This window comes from Muribaculum sp. NM65_B17 (assembly GCF_004793735.1).
Taxonomy (GTDB): Bacteria; Bacteroidota; Bacteroidia; order Bacteroidales; family Muribaculaceae; genus Muribaculum; species Muribaculum gordoncarteri.
Genome location: NZ_SRYY01000005.1, coordinates 246,953 through 266,778, shown reverse-complemented (window position 1 = coordinate 266,778; position 19,826 = coordinate 246,953). Strand labels below are relative to the sequence as shown.

At 50.7% G+C, this 19,826-nt stretch carries 13 protein-coding genes; 8 read left to right on the top strand and 5 right to left on the bottom strand.

Annotated features, from left to right (window positions below; translation table 11 throughout):
• Together E5354_RS09435 and E5354_RS09430 are read right to left on the bottom strand one after the other, a co-directional pair.
• A complete protein-coding gene (locus E5354_RS09435; RefSeq protein ID WP_135947297.1) occupies positions 1-2,202 on the bottom strand; it encodes a tetratricopeptide repeat protein in 2,202 nt (733 codons plus the stop codon).
• Between the two features lie 184 nt (positions 2,203-2,386).
• Complete coding sequence (locus E5354_RS09430) at positions 2,387-3,598, bottom strand: OmpA family protein (protein WP_135947296.1); 1,212 nt, start codon at positions 3,596-3,598, stop codon at positions 2,387-2,389.
• Between the two features lie 441 nt (positions 3,599-4,039).
• Between E5354_RS09430 and E5354_RS09425 the strand changes: the two genes are divergently transcribed.
• The 5 genes from E5354_RS09425 (at position 4,040) to E5354_RS09405 (ending at position 10,775) form a co-directional block, all read left to right on the top strand.
• Complete coding sequence (locus E5354_RS09425) at positions 4,040-4,915, top strand: murein hydrolase activator EnvC family protein (RefSeq protein ID WP_123396452.1); 876 nt, start codon at positions 4,040-4,042, stop codon at positions 4,913-4,915.
• A gap of 81 nt (positions 4,916-4,996) precedes the next feature.
• Positions 4,997-6,154, top strand: a complete 1,158-nt coding sequence (locus tag E5354_RS09420; protein WP_123396451.1) for a 1-deoxy-D-xylulose-5-phosphate reductoisomerase — start codon at positions 4,997-4,999, stop codon at positions 6,152-6,154.
• 29 nt (positions 6,155-6,183) lie between these two features.
• Positions 6,184-7,551, top strand: coding sequence for an RIP metalloprotease RseP (gene rseP / locus E5354_RS09415; RefSeq protein ID WP_135947295.1), 1,368 nt, complete (start codon positions 6,184-6,186; stop codon positions 7,549-7,551).
• 31 nt (positions 7,552-7,582) lie between these two features.
• The gene (locus E5354_RS09410; protein WP_123396449.1) at positions 7,583-8,764 is read left to right on the top strand and encodes a class I SAM-dependent rRNA methyltransferase; all 1,182 of its coding nucleotides are present in this window, start codon (positions 7,583-7,585) and stop codon (positions 8,762-8,764) included.
• Between the two features lie 16 nt (positions 8,765-8,780).
• Positions 8,781-10,775, top strand: coding sequence for a dipeptidyl-peptidase 3 family protein (locus E5354_RS09405; protein WP_370271596.1), 1,995 nt, complete (start codon positions 8,781-8,783; stop codon positions 10,773-10,775).
• A gap of 435 nt (positions 10,776-11,210) precedes the next feature.
• Here the strand turns inward: E5354_RS09405 and uvrA are convergent, their stop codons facing one another.
• A complete protein-coding gene (uvrA, locus tag E5354_RS09400) occupies positions 11,211-13,997 on the bottom strand; it encodes an excinuclease ABC subunit UvrA (RefSeq protein ID WP_135947294.1) in 2,787 nt (928 codons plus the stop codon).
• Between the two features lie 176 nt (positions 13,998-14,173).
• Here uvrA and E5354_RS09395 point away from each other — a divergent pair, with 176 nt between their 5' ends.
• From E5354_RS09395 to E5354_RS09385, 3 genes are read left to right on the top strand one after another with little or no spacing between them, the layout of a single operon-like run.
• Complete coding sequence (locus E5354_RS09395; protein ID WP_135947293.1) at positions 14,174-14,737, top strand: L-threonylcarbamoyladenylate synthase; 564 nt, start codon at positions 14,174-14,176, stop codon at positions 14,735-14,737.
• The gene (locus E5354_RS09390; RefSeq protein ID WP_135947292.1) at positions 14,734-15,405 is read left to right on the top strand and encodes a sugar transferase; all 672 of its coding nucleotides are present in this window, start codon (positions 14,734-14,736) and stop codon (positions 15,403-15,405) included. The genes E5354_RS09395 and E5354_RS09390 overlap by 4 nt, the downstream gene beginning before the upstream one ends.
• Positions 15,405-17,213 (top strand): chloride channel protein, encoded by a 1,809-nt coding sequence (locus E5354_RS09385; protein WP_135947291.1) that lies wholly within the window; start codon positions 15,405-15,407, stop codon positions 17,211-17,213. Before E5354_RS09390 ends, E5354_RS09385 begins: the two co-directional genes overlap by 1 nt.
• Here the strand turns inward: E5354_RS09385 and E5354_RS09380 are convergent.
• Entirely contained in the window at positions 17,170-18,558 is a 1,389-nt protein-coding gene (locus E5354_RS09380) for a chloride channel protein (protein WP_168353873.1), read from the bottom strand. The two genes, E5354_RS09385 and E5354_RS09380, sit on opposite strands and share 44 nt — an antisense overlap.
• Before the next feature lie 199 nt (positions 18,559-18,757).
• Positions 18,758-19,816 (bottom strand): 3-isopropylmalate dehydrogenase, encoded by a 1,059-nt coding sequence (gene leuB, locus E5354_RS09375; protein WP_135947289.1) that lies wholly within the window; start codon positions 19,814-19,816, stop codon positions 18,758-18,760.
• Between the last annotated feature and the right edge of the window lie 10 nt (positions 19,817-19,826).

Below are 19,826 nucleotides of genomic sequence, written 5' to 3'. Positions count from 1 at the left end.
CTAATCGCGCGAATATAGAATCGCATCCACGACAAGCGGAAGCAGCGAGCCCTCCACACCGGCCTTAAGCAAGTGGTTGCGGTCGGCATTATAATTATTTATGAACGACTCCACATCGCCGTTATTGGCGTCAATCGCAAGATTGTAGAAGTTTATCGCCTCACGAATGTCGCCCTTGGCAAGATTCAGGTGTCCCATGTTCATATAGTCGCCCGATGATGGATTGTCGGTCAGTACCTTATTGTAGTATTCCTCGCTCTGAACCATATCGCCGGCAATAAACGAGCACCAGGCAAGCGGACGCCATGCACGTGTCGACTTCTCATCGATGAAATCGGCCTTAAAGTAGTAATTCAAGGCCTCATCGGGGCGGTCAAGCTCAAGCAGGCAGTGACCGATGTTCAAAGCCACACCGGGGTCGTCGGACTTCTTGGCCTCGATACGCTTAAAGTATTCAAGCGCCTTGGCGGGATTGCCCATAAGCTTGTAGCAGGCGGCAAGACGACGCATAGTCCACAGGCTGTCGGCATTCAGCAGCTCGGCCTGCTCGTAATATTTCAAAGCCTTGGCCGTATTCTTTGATTTCTGACAGCAATAACCCATCTTCTGATAAAGCTGAGAATCGGGTGGAAGAATTTCGCCCAATATCTCAAACACGTGATAGGCATCGTCATAGTAACCGCGCTTGAAATAGAACTCGCCCACAACCGACAGTGTGTCGACATCGGTAAGATCAGGGGCAAGCACGGCAAGCTGAAGCAAGTTTATAGGGCGGATGAAGGGGTCGTTGAAATCGCCCTTGCGGCGATAAAGCTTGAAGAAACGGTAAAGGTCCTGTACATACTTGTTGGCCACATTATCACGTTCGCCCGAGGGCAATCCGAGGCTCGCGTTGCGCAATTCAAGCTCATTGAGATTCTGCGCGTCAAACTGCGAGAGCATCATGCGCCGCTGCATGGCCGGAACCGATGACAGCGCGAGGATAAATGAATACTTGTCGCCGTTGCACAGGAAAGGCGATGACAACACCAGATTGCCTATAGCCGACAGTTCGGAGCCGAGTGCATTCTTGACCGTGAGATTGTCGAGATGGAAAGGCATGAACCAGTTGACAACATCGGAGAAGAAGGGGAATGACTTGAGATTGGCAAACGTACTCATGAACACATCGCCGCCATCCTCCTGCATCTTGCTGAGTTCCTTGATTTTATCGGCTATACCCGACTTGTCGAGCAACTCCTGCCACTCGGGATTCTCCTCAAGATTGGCAATGTCACCAAGTCCGTCACCACCGCTTATCTTTCGTGCGATGTCGGGACGAAGCTTCAACATCTCGGGGAACACCTCCTCCTGCATCTTGCGGTTGATTCGCTCGGTGTCACGTGAGCGTATGAACTGCATGAACACAAGCTTTACATCGCTGCTCCATGATGTTAGCTCACGTAACGAATCGATTCGCTGACGCAATTTGCGATCCCACAATCTCGAACGGTTCATATACATACCAAGAAGCGTGGCACACAGCGCACGCATCGACAGGTTGACCGACTGCGACTTCTCATATATGTCGAGAAGCATCATGACACGGCGCTCGTCGTAATAGTGGGTAAGACCGAGAAGCACAGCCGAGATAAGCATATCTTTAAAATAATCGGGAAGCACAGGTGACTCAAATGCCTCACGTAGAGCAGCGTCGTCATCGGACGATACAGGATAGAGCGTCCAGACTTTGTTGAAGATTCGCTTCTCCAAATCCTCCTTGGCCATCATGCGCTCACTCATCTGAGCCGACGAAGCGTTTATCATGTTATAGGGCGAGGCTTCATTGGACGCGGTCTTATAATTTTTCATCAAAGAGCCTACCGTGTCACCAGCCTGCATCTCCTCATAACGCACAGTACTGAAGTACATATTCGATGACTTTGGCTTGGAAATCTGACGCGAGATTCGGTCAAGCATAGCATATATCTTGCGAACAATCGACGAATACATCTCATCGCGCTCGGGGTCGACGGCTCCCTGTGTAGCGTAACGCAACATCATAGAGTAGGACTCCTCCATCCTGTCTATTTCATCGGTTATTCTCCAGTCGCCGAGATGCGAGCTGTAATGACGCAGCAACTTGAACGCATCGCGCAATCGATGTCGTGATACGTAGTGCTCGACTTTGGATGGTATGTCGTTTATATGTATTGATGCCATGGTTACGTTGATTATACATTAATAATATTACAACAATCGCTACAGCAAAACTTATGCCAAAGTTATATAAAAATACTTAGCCGAATACATTATCAGCCATAGGGCGTGACATGGATTCGGCAAAAACAATGGAGGCCACACCAACCGGTGCGGCCTCCTTAGGGTTTATAAACTTAGTGGTTTATTAGTCTTGTGAGAAGATTACGATACGGTTCCAGTTGTTAGTGTCGTAAATCTGAGAAGCGCTACCCTCAGCCTTGATAGAAAGGCGGTCAGCAGGAATACCGTATTCCTTAGTGAGGACATTGTAAACGTTCTGTGCACGACGCTCTGAAAGCTTGAGGTTGTAAGCGGCAGTACCGGTATCCTTGTCAGCGTAACCCTTGATAACTACGTTAGCATCGGGATTAGCCTTCATCCACTGAGCGATGTTGTATACGTTAACCATTTCCATTGAAGAGATCTTGGCAGAGTTGATGGTGAAGCGTACAGTTGACATCAAAGGAGCAGAAGCATCGGGGCATTCAACAGCTACGATTTCGGGGCAAGGAAGCTGAGCCTCGGCAGCAGCAAGGCGTGAGCTGCAGTTAGAAAGTTCGCCGCGAAGGTCGTTGATCTGACCGTTAAGCTGGTTGATGTAGCCAATGTAAGCGCAGGGGTTGAAGCTCTTGAAGCTCTTTCCGCCAAGCTTGAAAGTAAGACCGCCCATTGCAGTGAGGTTCATGTCGATAGACTCGCTACCGTAAGCGATACCGTCGAAAGTATCACCGTAAGCCTGGAAGCGACCTTCAGCGAAGAAGTCAACATACTTGCTAAGACGGAAGCGGAGCTGCAAACCTACAGATACGGGGATCTGCCATACGCGATCCTTGCGATGACCGTTGTTGATGGGCACATAAGCGTGGTTGAAGTCCCAAGAATAAGTTGCACCAACACCTACGTAAGGAACGATGCTGAAGAAACGATCAGCGTCAACACTTCCGAGAGAGTTGAACATATCCCACATAAGGTCAAAGTTTGCATTCACGAATTTTGCCTTCTGATAAGCATTGTTAGCGTCCCAGTGATAAGCAGCGCCCTGAACGCCAAAACGCCATGCGAAGTAGGGGTTGAACCACTTACCGAAACCTACACCGTAAGCAGCTGTGATACCGCGCTTGCCGTCATTCTGTCCTTTAGGACCGGCCTTGTAGCAGTCAACCATGGGGAGTTCCATACCGGCACCCAACTGGATGAACCAGTTTGATCCCTTCTCTGAATAGTACTGGTCAGTGCAGTCAGCGACTTCAGTAAATGTAGCTTCCTCAATTACTACAGCCTCTTGAGCTTTAGCAACGTTTGCTGAAAGGAGCATCGCGCCACATGCAGCAAAACCAAAAAGGATGTTCTTTTTCATTCTTCTTTAATTTTAATTTATACAAATTATTTAAACCCGTTATCGTCAATTAGTCCGACAAACGTTAGTGAATGTTATTCCTTAGGTTTGTCAGTTTTGCTATATTAACACAAAGTATCTTGTCTTTGTTCAACAAAATTTTCTACAAAGTTATGTTTTTAATGAATACCCTGCAACTTTTTTGGACATAATTTAACATCATAATGTTAACTATCATTGGGTTTAGCATAACTAAAATCAAGCTAATCACTAATATTTATATTGTTGTATAATTTTTATTTAACAGCAAATAAGCAGCCCTCATTCATTAAACGGCATAATCAAATGAAAGCACCGTCACCTGAACAGGATTGGCAACCTGCTCCCCGACTGTCCAAGGTGCCTGCCATTATGTTTCCTCAAATATTCTACTTATATTTGCAGAAATAAAAATAACCGCGAATGAAAGAAAAGTCCGACACAACGGCAAAGAACACCGTTAAACGAGCACATTCGTTCAAGACCAATCCACGTTTCAGGCTGTCATTCATCAATGAAAATACGTTCAACGAAGTGTGGACAGTTAAAATGTCACAGCGCAAGGTGGTGCTTGCATTGCTTATGTTGCTTATTGCAATAGGCTGCATGGTGGCCACTCTTATAATATTCACACCTATACGCACTCTGCTTCCCGGTTACTTAAAGGAGTCGCAGAGGCAGGAAAACATATTCAACTCAATGCGCATCGACTCGCTGTCGACCGAGGTGAGCATACACAATGCCTACGTTTCCAATCTTGAGCGAATACTCAACGACCGAGTCGACGAAGCATCGCCGGCTCACTATAACGACACGATATCCCCCGCCCCTACTGACTCGCTCATAGGAGCGACCTCGGCCGAAAAGCAGTTTGTAAGACAATTTGAGGAGCGAGAGAAATTCAACCTCAACGTACTGTCGCCCATTGCGGCCGAAGGTGTGACATTTTTCACACCGGTAAACGGAGCATCGATTATGTCGCCCAAGGACGGCAGCCCGGCTGAGATAACGTTGATTGTGCCGCGCAACGCACCGGTGTCGTCGATTTACAACGGCTCGGTTGTCGACTGCTATTACACAGTAGGCCGAGGATACACATATATAATACAACATCCCAACGGATTCATGTCGAAATACTCGGGGCTGGGCTCGGCATTTGCCGACAAAGGACAACATGTTGACACAGGCTCGGCCATAGGTCTTACCGGCGACAACGCCAACTCGGCACAGAATCTCGTGACATTTGAGCTTTGGAACAAAGGCACCCGGCTCAATCCGCAGGAATACATCCCGTTTTGACAAATTTAAAATCCTACATTTTCATAATCGTAGAATTTCAGCTAAATTTGCATACTCATTATTATATATAGCAATCACAACGTGACACCCAAGAAACAAATAGCCGTATTAGGCAGCACAGGCTCGATAGGCGTACAGACTCTCGACATAATATCGGAGTATCCCGACCGATTCAGAGCTTGCCTTCTCGTAGCCGGCAACAATGTCGACTTGCTTATAAAACAAGCCATTAAATATAAACCCGACCTTGCGATAATAGCCAACGAAAGCCTCTATTCCACATTAAAAGAAGCGCTAAAAGGCTACGGAATAGCCACCGCAAGCGGAGCCAAAGCCATAGCCGAAGCCATGTCACTGCCTCAAATCGACATCGTAGTGACTGCAACAGTGGGCTACAGCGGACTTGAGCCCACACTCCACGCAATTGAGGCAGGAAAGCAGATAGCCCTCGCCAACAAGGAAACCCTCGTTGTGGCTGGAGAGCTTGTAACCGAGAAGCTGAAATCGTCATCATCAAAAGTCATCCCCGTCGACTCGGAACACTCGGCTATATATCAGTGCCTCGTAGGTGAAAACCGGGAATCGATACGCCGACTGCTCATAACGGCATCGGGCGGCCCGTTCCGCACAAAAACCGTAGAAGAACTTCAGCACGTTACGGTGTCGGATGCCCTGTCACATCCCAATTGGTCAATGGGCGCAAAAATCACTGTAGATTCAGCGACTATGCTCAACAAGGCATTTGAGATAATCGAGGCTCACTGGCTCTTTGGCATATCGCCCGACAAGATCGAGGCTGTTGTTCATCCGCAATCGATAGTGCATTCGATGGTCGAATTTGTCGACGGATCGGTAAAGGCCCAGCTCGGACTGCCCGACATGCACCTCCCGATACGCTATGCACTCGGCGAGGCCCACCGCCTGCCCACATCACAACGAGGCCTACAGCTGAGCGACTACTCCAAGCTCGAGTTCTTCGCTCCCGACACTGAAAAATTCCCGATGATAAACCTTGCATATTACGCACTTGAACGCGGAGGCAACGTAGCGTGCATAATCAATGCCGCCAATGAAATAGCCGTAGCGGCGTTCTTGAAGCAACGCATAAGATTCATCGACATTCCGTCGATAATCGAATCGTCACTTTCATCAATGCCCTACATAGCAACACCGAGCTATGAAGATTATGTCAACACAAATAGCGCGACAAGGCTCTACGCTGAATCACTGATACACTAATCCTACCCATCTACAATTTATAAACGACAATGGAAACATTTCTCATAAAAGCCGCCCAACTCATAGCCGCATTCGCCTTATTGGTAATCATCCATGAGTTTGGCCACTACATATTCGCCCGAATGTTCGGCATCAAGGTCGAAAAATTCTATCTGTTTTTCGATCCTTGGTTCTCGCTGTTCAAATATAAGCCCAAGAAAAAATCGACAAAAACCGACCCCAACGGCGAGGAACGTGCCACATGGCGCGACACCGAGTACGGCATAGGATGGCTTCCCCTCGGCGGTTACGTGAAAATCGCAGGCATGATCGACGAGTCGATGGACAAGGAGCAGCTTGCCCAGGAGCCCAAATCGTGGGAATTCCGCTCAAAACCGGCCTATCAGCGACTGCTCGTGATGGTTGCCGGCGTGCTGATGAACTTCATCCTTGCTATCATCATCTATGCAGGCATCGCATGGTATTGGGGCGAGAAATACATTCCTCTCGACAAGGCTTACGAAGGTATGGACTACGCCGAAGCTGCTCAGGAAATCGGATTCCGCAACGGCGACATACCCCTCTTTGCCGACGGCGAGAAGCTCGAAGTAGCCAAGGGCAACTATCTGCTTGAAATGGCCGAAGCCAAAACCGTGACAGTGCTGCGCAACCACAAGGACACCATCGACATAGCTATTCCCGAAAACTTCATTCTTCGTCTTAATGACGAAGAGCGCTTCCTAACCTACCGATTGCCAGTTTACATAGGCGACATTGTCAACGGCGAGCCGGCCAAGGAAGCCGGACTGCAAAAAGGCGACCGAATAGTAAGTGTAGCCGGTGCTCCCACGTTGGCCTACACCGAGTTTACGGCCGAATTGCAGAAAAATGCCGGTAGGGACATAACGATGGGCATAATCCGCGACGGCAAGCCGATGGATGTAGCCATAACCCCCACTTCAGGCGGCAAAATAGGCATTCAGCTGAAACCGATAACCGACATATATCCGGTTGTCACACGCCATTACACATTCCTTCAGTCCATACCCAAGGGATGGGAAATCGGCACCAACCGCCTGTCGTCCTACGTAAGCTCGATGAAATATGTAGCCACAGCCGAAGGCGCCAAGAGCCTCGGAGGATTCGGTGCAATAGGCAACCTCTTCCCCGACAAGTGGAACTGGCTGTCGTTCTGGGAGATAACAGCATTCCTGTCGGTAGCTCTCGCCTTCATGAACATTCTCCCCATTCCTGCTCTCGACGGCGGCCACATCATGTTTCTCATCTACGAAATCGTGTCGCGCCGCAAGCCGAGCGAAAAGTTCATGGAGTATGCCCAGATATGCGGCATGGCGTTCCTGCTGGTGCTCCTGCTCTATGCCAACGGCAACGACCTCTACCGATTCATTTTCAAATAAGCCCTATACATTACAATAACCCCATAACATCATGTCATATCCTGTAATAACACTTCGACGAGGCAAGGAGCAATCGCTTGAACGACTGCATCCCTGGGTATTTTCAGGTGCCATAGCCAAGCAACCCGACGACATCGAAGAGGGCGACATCGTGAGTGTCGTCACAGGCGACGGCCGACAGATAGGCGTAGGTCACTACCAAATAGGAAGCATCGCAGTGAGAATCCTGGCATGGGGCGATGCCGAAATAGATGACAGGTTCTATGCCGAGCGCCTCAACGAAGCGTTCAAGATGCGCAAGACCCTCAACCTGATTCGACATGACAACAACGCCTACCGTCTTGTACACGGCGAAGGCGACTTCCTGCCGGGACTCGTCGTGGATGTGTACGGCGACACTGCCGTGTTGCAGGCCCACTCCCCGGGAATGCACTTCGCTCGTGACATAATAGCCCGCAATCTTGTGGAGCTTCCCGATGCAGGGATAAAGAATGTCTACTACAAGTCGGAAACCACCCTCCCCTACAAGGCACATCTCGACCCTCAGAACGATTACATAATCGGCAACTACTCGACCAACATTGCCGTTGAGAACGGGCTTAAATTCCATGTCGACTGGCTTAAGGGCCAAAAGACGGGCTTCTTCGTTGACCAACGCGACAACCGCAAGCTGCTTGAAATGTATTCCCGAGGCCGCAATGTGCTCAATATGTTCTGCTACACCGGCGGCTTCTCGGTCTACGCCCTGCGCGGCGAGGCCAATCTCGTACACTCGGTCGACAGTTCGGCCAAGGCCGTTGCGCTGACCGAAGCCAATGTGAAAATCAACTTCCCCACCGAAACGCGCCACAAGGCTTTTGCCGAAGATGCCTTCAAGTTCCTCGGCAACATGACCGACGACTACGACCTGATCATACTCGACCCGCCGGCATTTGCCAAGCACCGCAGCGCATTGAAAAACGCGCTCATAGGCTACCGCAAGTTAAATGCCAAGGCTTTCGAGAAGATCAAGCCCGGAGGCATCCTCTTCACATTCTCCTGCTCACAGGCCGTGAGCCGCGAGCAATTCCGACTGGCGGTGTTCTCGGCGGCAGCCCAGAGTCGACGCAAGGTGCGCATTCTGCATCAGTTGACTCAGCCGGCCGACCATCCGGTCAACATCTACCATCCCGAAGGCGAGTATCTGAAGGGACTGATACTTTATGTCGAATAACAAATCAATATCCAATATGTCAAAATTCACCAACATCACCACGGCTGCGGCCTTGGCACTGACAATAACATCATCAGCTATGGCAAAGGATTCATCGGACTTCGACTACGTAGTCGACCGTTTTGCCGACATCGAAGTCCTACGTTACAAAGTTCCCGATTTTGAAAATCTGTCGTTACAGCAGAAGTTGCTCATATATCACCTTACCGAGGCGGCTATTGCAGGTCGTGACATCCTGTGGGACCAGAACGGCAAGTACAATCTTGAGATTCGCAAGCTTATCGAGTCGGCCTACACTAATTACAATGGCGACCGCAACAACCCTCAGTTCAAGGCCCTTGAAAAGTATCTTAAGCAAATATCGTTTGCCAACGGACTCCATCACCACTATTCGATGGACAAGTTCTCGCCCGAGTTCTCGCGCGAGTTCCTGTTGAGCAACATCACCAATAAGCCCGCCAACATCGACACTCTCCTCTCGGTGATATTCGACCCTACGGTTATGCCTAAGAAGGTAAATCAGGCCGAAGGTCAGGACCTCATAGTAACTTCGTCGACCAACATCTACGAAGGCGTGACACAGCCCGAAGTCGAGGCCTATTATGCAGCATTGAAGGACACTACCGACCTCACACCCATATCCTACGGATTGAATACGCGCAAGACCAAGGTCAACGGCAAGGTTGTCGAGCAGCCCTACAAAGTGGGCGGCCTCTACTCACCCGCCATCGAACGCATTGTAAGCGAGCTGAACAAAGCCGCCGAATATGCCGAAAATCCTGCACAGAAAGCCTATATCAAGAAGCTTGTAGAGTTCTACACGACAGGCGACCTGAAGGCATTTGACGACTATTCGATCATGTGGGCCGAGGAAACCGATTCACAAGTCGACTTCATCAACGGATTCATCGAAACCTACGACGATCCCCTCGGCATGACCGGCTCTTGGGAGTCAATCGTCAACTTCAAGAACAACGAGGCCTCGGCCCGCACCGAAACCCTAAGCAAAAATGCGCAATGGTTTGAAAGTCACAGCCCCATCGACCCCCGATTCCGCAAAGAGGAGGTTAAGGGCGTATCGGCCAAGGTGATTACCGCCGCAATTCTTGCCGGCGACTCCTATCCCGCAACTCCTATCGGCATCAACCTCCCCAATGCCAACTGGATTCGTGCAGCTCACGGCTCTAAGTCGGTTACGCTTGAAAACATAACCCAGGCCTACGATGAAGCGTCACATGGCGACGGATTCAACGAAGAGTTCGTAATTGACGAGCCTACACGCAAGCTTCTCGATGACTACCTGTTCATAACCGACAACCTCCACACCGACCTTCACGAGTGCCTCGGACACGGTTCGGGACGAATACTCCCCGGTGTAGACCCCGATGCATTGAAGGCCCATGGCTCAACCCTTGAGGAAGCGCGTGCCGACCTTTTTGCACTATATTATCTTGCCGATCCCAAATTGATTGAGCTTGGTCTTCTCGACAACCCCGACGCTTACAAGGCTGAATACTACAAGTATATGCTTAACGGACTTATGACTCAGCTCATGCGAATCGAGCCCGGCAAGGATGTAGAAGAGGCCCACATGCGCAACCGCAAACTGATTGCCGAATGGGTGCTTGAGCACGGCAAGGCCGACAATGTGGTAGAGTATGTAACTATCGACGGAAAGACCTACATACGCATCAACGACTACAAGCGCATGCGTGAGCTGATAGGTCAGCTTCTCGGTGAAATCCAGCGCATTAAGAGCGAGGGCGACTACGAAGCAGGACGCAATCTCGTTGAGAAATATGCAGTCAAAGTCGATCCGAAGATTCATGACGAAATTCTCAAGCGTTACGCTCACCTCAGCATTGCACCTTACAAGGGCTTCGTCAACCCCGTCTACAACCTCGTCAAGGATGCCAACGGCAATGTCACCGATGTCACAATCACATACGGCGAAGGCTATCTGCCCCAGATGCTGCGTTACTCCAAGGATTATTCAACCCTTTCCAAGTAAATAACATCAACCCCATAAAAAAAGAGCGTGCCTGTGTAACATCACAAGCACGCTCTTTTTGCATAACCTCAACCGATTTTCCTCCCGGTTGACATGCAAATTTGATTATTTCACCTGACATTCACCGGTTATAACATGATATTTCCCCCATAACGGCACGCCATTCGCAGGTAACACCCTGATACGCTTAGACTTAAGCATCAAATCGGTGTAGAAATATTCAAATAAACTATCACCATTTTTTATATTTACAAATAGGGAAATTTTTTGGCTCTTCTATTTACAATTAGGGAAGATTTTTAGGTGATTGGAGTTGAATTTCGGTCAGAATTATGCTTGAGGATAATGTTGGCAACAGTACCCGCACACCGATTTCATATAACCTGTCGAAACTTATAGGCTATATGGTTTATCGGTGTGGGCTAATTGCAGGAGTTAGAGTTTTTCTTTCAGGAAGTGGCCGGTGTAGCTTGCGTCACATGCCATTATCTCCTCGGGGGTGCCGGCTGCAACGATGTCGCCTCCAAGCTCGCCGCCCTCGGGACCAATGTCTATTACATGGTCGGCACACTTCACCACATCGAGGTTATGCTCGATTATAATAACGGTGTGACCTTGTGCGATGAGTCGGTTAAACGAATCCATCAATGTGTTTATATCGTGGAAATGCAATCCCGTTGTAGGCTCGTCGAAAATAAACATAGTGGGCTCGGGCTTCTCCTGAGCGAGGAAGTAAGCGAGCTTAACACGCTGGTTCTCTCCACCCGACAAAGTCGACGACGATTGTCCGAGCTTTATATATCCAAGGCCAACATCCTGCAGGGGCTTCAGCCGTCGCACAATCTTGCGACATATCGAGTCACTCGACTCACCGAAGAACTCCACAGCCTGATTCACGGTCATGTTCAGCACATCGTTGATGTTTTTGCCGTTGTAGGTTATTTCAAGCACATCGCTCTTAAAGCGTTGGCCGTGACATGCCTCGCAGGGGATAACGATGTCGGCCATAAATTGCATCTCAATCGTTATCGTGCCTTCGCCCTTACACTCCTCGCAACGGCCGCCCTCGGCGTTAAATGAGAAATATCCGGGAGTGAATCCCATCTGCTTGGCTCCCTGCTGCTCCGAGAATAGTCGGCGCACTTCGTCGAAAGCCTTAAGATAGGTTGCAGGATTACTGCGTGACGATTTTCCTATGGGATTCTGGTCGACAAACTCCACAGCCGAAATACGGTTAAGGTCGCCACCAAGTGCGCGATGCAATCCGGGAGCGTCACACGGGTTGCCCAGATGACGCACCATTGCACGGTAAAGAATGTCACGCACAAGCGTCGACTTTCCCGATCCGCTCACGCCGGTAACAACCGTCATCACCCCCAGCGGAAATTTCACATCGATATTCTTGAGGTTGTGCTCCCGGGCTCCCGTCACCTCTATGTAGTCGCGCCACTTGCGACGACGCGCAGGCACGGGTATCGACAGCTCGCCGTTAAGATAACGCACCGTATAGGAGTCGGTGGCTGTCATGAGCTTGTCGACATCGCCCTGATATATTATCTCGCCGCCGTGTCGACCCGCCTCGGGACCCACATCGATAAGATAGTCGGCGGCACGCATTATCTCCTCGTCGTGCTCCACGACCACCACGGTGTTGCCGAGCTGCTGCAACTTTCGCAACACGCCGATCAGCTTCATCGTGTCACGCGAGTGAAGTCCTATGCTCGGTTCGTCGAGAATGTAGAGCGATCCCACAAGACTGCTTCCGAGCGATGTAGCAAGATTGATGCGCTGGCTCTCACCGCCCGACAATGTCGACGAAAGGCGGTCGAGAGTCAGGTAACCCAACCCCACATCACACAGGAAACCGATGCGATTGTTTATCTCCACGAGCAATCGCGACGAAACGAGCTTGTCGTTATCGTCAAGCTTAAGAGCTGCAAACCACTCCTTCAAGTCGGTGACAGGCATCTTCACCAACTCCGAAATCGTGGCACCGCCCACCTTTACATATTCACTCTCCTTGCGAAGCCTCGACCCGTTACACTCGGGACAACGGGTCTTGCCTCGGTAACGTGCCAGCATAACACGATACTGTATCTTGTACTGGTTCTCCTCGACCATCTTGAAAAATCCGTCGATGCCCTTGAACCGTCCGTTGCCGTGCCACAGCACATCCAGTTCGGCCTGAGTAAGGTCGCAATAGGGACGATGAATCGGGAACCCGATGTGGGGAGCCAGATGTATCAGTTCACGCTTCCACTCGCTCATCTTGTCGCCTCGCCAGCACATAACGGCATCGTCGTAGACCGACAACGACGGGTCGGGCACAACCAGATTGGGGTCGATGCCTATCACCCTTCCGAAACCCTCACACCGCGGACAAGCGCCATAAGGGTTGTTGAAGTTGAACATCAGCTCCGAGGGCTCGCGGAACACAATACCGTCGGCCTCAAATCGCTTGGAGAAGTCATGTCGGTGCAATCCGTCGGTTCCCCACACGAGAAGACTCATCTCGTCATGTCCCTCAAAAAACGCCGTTTCCACCGAATCGGCAAGTCGGCTCAGCTCATCACCCTCGTAGGCCACCGACAAACGGTCGACAAGGAGGTCATAGCCCGAAGCCGTTTCAGGCAGACTGTCATCGGCGAGAAGATGCTCAATGTCAATGAATTCCCCGTCCTTGACAAGACGCGAATATCCGCCTTTAAGCAGCACCTCGAGCTGAGTCCTGAATCGGCGCTTTTCAGGAAGCGTGACAGGAGTTATCACCGCCATGCGCGTACCTTCGGGATAACTGCGTGCCACGGCTATTACATCCTCCACGGTGTGCTTCTTCACAAGCTCGCCGGTGACAGGCGAGTAGGTCTTGCCTACACGGCCAAACAACAATCGGATGTAATCGTATATTTCAGTCGAAGTTCCCACGGTCGATCGGGGATTTCGTGTATTTACCTTCTGCTCAATGGCTATGGCCGGAGGAAGTCCCTTTATAAAATCAGTTTCAGGCTTGGCCATCTTTCCGAGGAACTGTCGCGCATAAGCCGACAGGCTCTCGACATAACGGCGCTGTCCCTCGGCATAGAGCGTGTCAAAAGCCAACGACGACTTTCCCGAACCCGAAAGTCCGGTGATTACAACCAGCTTGTTGCGCGGTATCTCGATGTCGATGTTCTTAAGATTGTTGACGCGTGCGCCCTTTACAAGAATATTACGTTCAGCCATTCTAAGAATGTGTTGTTTAAATTCAGTTAATCAGGATTGAACTTGCAAAGTTACACATAATATGACAAATTGAAGCATAGGGCCGCCACCGCATCACTACAAAAAATTTTAAGAGGGCTTAAATTTCGTTTTTTAACAGCCAAGCATTATCTTTGTATCTCTATTAGGTAAAAAAGATGACTGACGACATAATAAAGGCGTGCGAATTACTGGAGCGTGGCAAAATCATACTATATCCAACCGACACGGTGTGGGGTATCGGCTGTGACGCCACCGACAGCTATGCGGTAAAACGCATCTACGAAATAAAGCACCGTTCCGACAGCAAGGCACTTATCGTGCTGAGCGACTCCATCGACAACATAGCCGACTATCTGACTCCGCTAAGCAAGGAAACGGAACTGCTGCTCAACGACAGCTCACGCCCCACAACCGTGGTGACAAAGGCCTACATCGGTCTTGCTCCCGAGCTGCTCGCCGAGGACGGCACCGTGGGCGTAAGAATCACCCACGAGGAGTTCTCGTCGCAGCTGTGTCGACATTTCGGCCGTCCCATAGTGTCAACCTCGGCCAATGTAAGCGGCTACCCCACTCCCGCCACATTTGACGAGATAAGCGATGTGATAAAGGATACGGTCGACTATATATGCACATCGCGGCGCGATGAAACCGAGGCCCGTCAACCGTCAAGAGTCATCAAAGTAGAGGACAACGGAAATATCACAATACTACGACCTTGAAAGCGTCAGGTAACAATGTGGTCAGCGACAACGCTACCCTGTCGAGCAATCAGCGCACTCCGAATTTTCCCTATCGGAGCAATGTAGCCTACCGCCGGCTGAAGCGCGTTGTCGATATAGCAGTTGCACTGCCGGCCGCAGTGATAACACTTCCGCTCACAGTCGTGCTATGCGTCATCATAAACCTGAACAGCAACGGCTCGCCTCTATTCAGGCAGCAACGCATAGGGCTCGGAGGCAAACCATTCATGCTCTATAAGTTACGCACGATGGAGAAGGATGCCGAAATCAACGGCCCGTCGCTGTCGGTGAAAAACGACCCACGCGTAACTTCGGTGGGAAGATTGCTGCGCAAGTATCATCTTGACGAGATGCCGCAGTTCTGGAACATATTGAAGGGCGACATGTCGCTCGTGGGGCCGCGTCCCGAGCGCGAACACTATCTGCGCCAACTGCGCATCGCCGAGCCCGAAAGCAGTAATCTGCACGTGATGAAACCGGGTATCACATCGGCCGGAATGGTGAACTACGGATATGCATCCGACATCGAGAGCATGGTAGAGCGACTGCATCATGACCTGCAATATCTCGAAAACGCTTCGACGAGTCTTGACTTCAAGATAATGATGAAATCAATAAAAACAATTTTCAACGGAAAAGGCATCTAATGAAACAGTACATAAATAATTTGTCACACTCGTTCAACTCTATGTTTCTCTCGCTTGTCATGTGGCGTGAGAAGCACGTAAAGGAGAGGACTTTTGTGATGATTCTTGCTTTTTTCACCGGAATCCTGTGCGGATTCGCAGCCTTGATTTTCAAATGGCTGATTCACTACATATCGGGCACCCTGCTGTTGAACATCGACACAACGGGAGCCAACTACATGTATCTCATATATCCGCTCGTGGGCATAGTCATCGTGAGCCTCTACGTGCGATATGTGGTGCGTGACCACATTTCCCACGGAGTAACGCGTGTGCTCTACGCCATCTCTCAAAACAAGAGCCGACTGAAGGCCCACAACTGCTACACCTCGGTAGTGGCCAGCTCCATAACCATCGGCTTTGGCGGTTCGGTGGGAGCCGAGGGCCCCATCGTCTACACCGGCGCGGCCATAGGCTCCAATCTCGGCCAGGCGTTCCGTCTGTCACCGCGATTGCTCATGCTGCTGGTGGGATGCGGCGCAGCGGCCGGTCTGTCGGGCATTTTCAAGGCTCCGCTTGCAGGTGCGCTGTTCACCCTCGAGGTGCTCATGATCGACCTCACCACGGTGTCGGTGATGCCGCTCCTCATCTCATCCATCACCGCCGCCACCGTAGCCTACGTGTTTACGGGATATGATGTAGAGTTCTTCTTCACTCAGAGCGAGTACTTCCTGCCGGCACGCATACCCTACGCCGTTGCGCTCGGAGTGCTTTGCGGATTCGTGTCGCTCTACTTCATCAGGGTCATCAACATGATGGAGGGATTCTACAGCTCGATAAAAAACACCTGGGTGAGAGCCGTGACAGGCGGTGCCATACTCGCAATACTAATCTTCATATTTCCCCCGCTCTACGGCGAGGGTTACGATGTAATCACACTGATGATCAACGGCGATGCCGGTTCGGCGCTCAACGGCTCCTTCTTCTACAACGACCGCAACACGGCATGGGTAATTTCGCTATATGTGCTTGGCCTTACTCTCGCCAAGGCATTTGCCACTTCGTCGACCAACGGTGCCGGCGGCGTGGGCGGAACATTCGCTCCCGCGCTGCACGTAGGTTCAATGGCCGGATTCTGTTTTGCGTTCACATTGAACCAATTGGGATTTGACATAGACCTGTCGGTAAAGAATTTCGCCTTAATGGGCATGGCCGGCGTTATGTCGGGCGTTATGCATGCACCGCTCATGTCGATATTCCTTACCGCCGAGCTCACCGGAGGCTATGAACTCTTCCTGCCGCTGCTCATTGTGTCGACAATATCCTACGGAACCATAAAGATATTCGAGCCCTACAGCATATACGCCATTCGACTGGCCAAGCGAGGCGAACTGCTAACCCATCACAAGGACAAGTCGGTGCTGCGACTGCTTAAGATAAATTCAGTGATAGAAAACGATTTCATGCCGGTGACACCCGACATGAATCTGAAATCGATGGTAGAGGTAATCAGCAAGTCCAACCGAAATCTCTTTCCGGTGCTTGACGGCGAACAGAAACTCGTGGGCGTAGTGCTGCTTGACGACATACGCAACATCATGTTCCGTCCCGACCTATATAAACGAATGTTCGTGTCCAAATTCATGTCAATGCCTCCGGCCACAATACGCATCGGCGACGCAATGGAAGAGGTAATGAAGACCTTTGACCGCACGGGAGCATGGAATCTGCCGGTAGTCGACGAGGAGGACCGCTACGTGGGTTTCGTGTCTAAATCAAAGATTTTCAACTCTTATCGTCGGGTGCTTCGCCACTACTCGGAGGATTGACAGTATCGTCAAGCGCAAACTGCGACACGCTGTAGCGTGACGTGAAGAAGCTTTGAGGCGATACCATGCGGGATATTCCGTAGGACACACCCGACACGATGGCAACCGGCAATATCAACGAATAGTTGCCCGTCAACTCCAAGGTAAGGAATATTGCAGTCATAGGAGCATGAATGGCTCCGGCCATGATTCCGGCCATGCCGAAGAATGCAAAGTCGCCGGTGTCGAGCCTAAGGTCAAGCGCGGTATTCATCACAAGAGCAAAAAATAGTCCGGCCATACATCCTGCAAAAAGCGTGGGGGCAAATTCACCGCCCACACCACCACCGCTGTTGGTGGCCGATGTGGCAAAACATTTGGCCAGAAGCACCGCTCCCACAAACGCCACCACTCCCCAAGGCGAAGAATCGACCTTATAAAAGAAAAGGCTGCCGTCGACCACCGAATGAAGATTGCCGTTAAGAACGCTTGAAATGGTGGTATAGCCTTCGCCGAAAAGAGGCGGCAGCAAGAATACGAGCACCGACACCGACACTCCCGCAACCAGGTTTTTGAGCCAAGGATTGTTCATGTTCTTGAAAAAGCGGTCGAACTTCTTCATGACTTCGGAATAATAGAGCGAATACAATCCGCAAAAGAGTCCAAGCAACAGCACATAAGGCATCATCGACATGTCGAACGGAAGAGGATGTGCATAATTGATGTCGAGCCTACCGCCGTCGAGAATCAATGAAGTAATAGCAGCTGTGAGGCATGAAAGCAGAAGCGCCATCACCGATACGGTAGTCATGCCGAGCCCAAGCACCTCAAGCGTAAACAACATTCCTCCCACCGGAGCCTTGAAAATGCCGGCTATACCGGCTCCCGCTCCGCATCCCACCATAATGAGCAGGTATTGGGGCGACACCCTGAACGCCTGACCGATATTGCTGCCTATGGCAGCCCCCGTATAGGCGATTGGGCCCTCCGAACCGGCCGAACCGCCAAGTCCGAGGGTAATTGAGCTTCCCACAATAGAATCATACATGAGCCTCGGCTTCATCCTCGCCTGTCGTGTCTTTATAGCATCCCTGATACGTGCCGTGCCATGCTCAAGATCATCATGGGAGATGTAACGCATATAAAGTGCGGCAAGAAATATACCGGTGAGCGGGAGAATGAGAAACGTGTAGTTGCTCTCGGTGACTTTGAATCCAGATAAGGCATAGCGCGAAATGAAGTCGATAATGCTCTTCATCAGATATGCGGCAAATCCCGAAACGAGTCCTATGACAAAAGCGACAATGAACAAAAATGTCACTTCAGGAATATAACGCTCACGCCAACTCTTAAGCGAATAGGTCATATCATGCAATTTCCGGTCGATATTTTCTCTGATTCCGCTCATCACATACTGCTATCTTCATTGAATATAAAACAACGATTGCCTGTGCAATGTTTTCATCGCCACGTAGATGCTGTGGCCGGTGTGTCATTATACAGGAGGGGCTGCACCGTAATTTACGACGCAGCCCCTCGTTATAAGGTTATTGTCGAACAGGCTCTTAATGATTCCTGATGTATTCCACGATCCAAGCGCCCACTTCGCGTGTACCGTAACGACGACCCGACTCATTGATGTCGGGAGTGGTTACACCCTGCTCAAGCGACGCGCTCACGGCTTCACGTATTAAAGCGCCCTCGGCCTTGAGGTCGAAGTACTCAAACAGCATTGCCACCGACAATATCTGGGCAAGCGGATTGGCGATATCCATTCCCTTAGCCTGAGGCCATGAGCCATGGATAGGCTCAAACACCGGAGTGCTCTCGCCTGTCGAAGCCGAGGGGAGGAGTCCCATCGAGCCGGTGATAACCGAACCCTCATCGGTGAGAATGTCGCCGAATGTATTTTCGGTAACCATGACATCGAAGAATCGCGGATCCTGGATGATGCGCATTGCGGCATTGTCGACATACATGAAGTCGGTAGTCACCTCGGGATATTGCGGAGCCATCTCCTGCGCGATTTTGCGCCAAAGGCGCGACGACGCAAGCACATTGGCCTTGTCGACCACCGTAAGATGACGGCGGCGCTTCATCGCGTAGTCAAATGCCACACGGAGTATGCGCTCAATCTCGTGACGGCTGTAGGCGTTGGTGTCGTAAGCCTTGTCGTCGTCCTGATACTTCTCGCCGAAGTACATTCCGCCGGTAAGTTCGCGGATGCACACGAAGTCGGCGCCCTCCACTATCTCGGGACGCAAAGGCGACTTGTGAAGGAGCGAACTGAACGTTTCCACGGGACGGATATTGGCATAGAGGCCGAGCTTCTTCCTCATGGCAAGGAGTCCCTGCTCGGGGCGTACCTTAGCCGAGGGATCGTTGTCGTACTTCAAGTCGCCTACAGCTGAAAACAGCACAGCATCGGCACTCTTGCACAATTTATAGGTTTCCTCAGGAAACGGGTCGCCTACACTCTCTATTGCGGCTGCACCCACAACTCCGTATTGGAAATCAACACTGTGGCCAAACTTTTGGCACACTGCGGCCATAACATCAACACCCTGAATTGAAATCTCGGGGCCTATGCCGTCGCCCGGCAATACTGCTATATTGAAATTCATCTTTATTTAT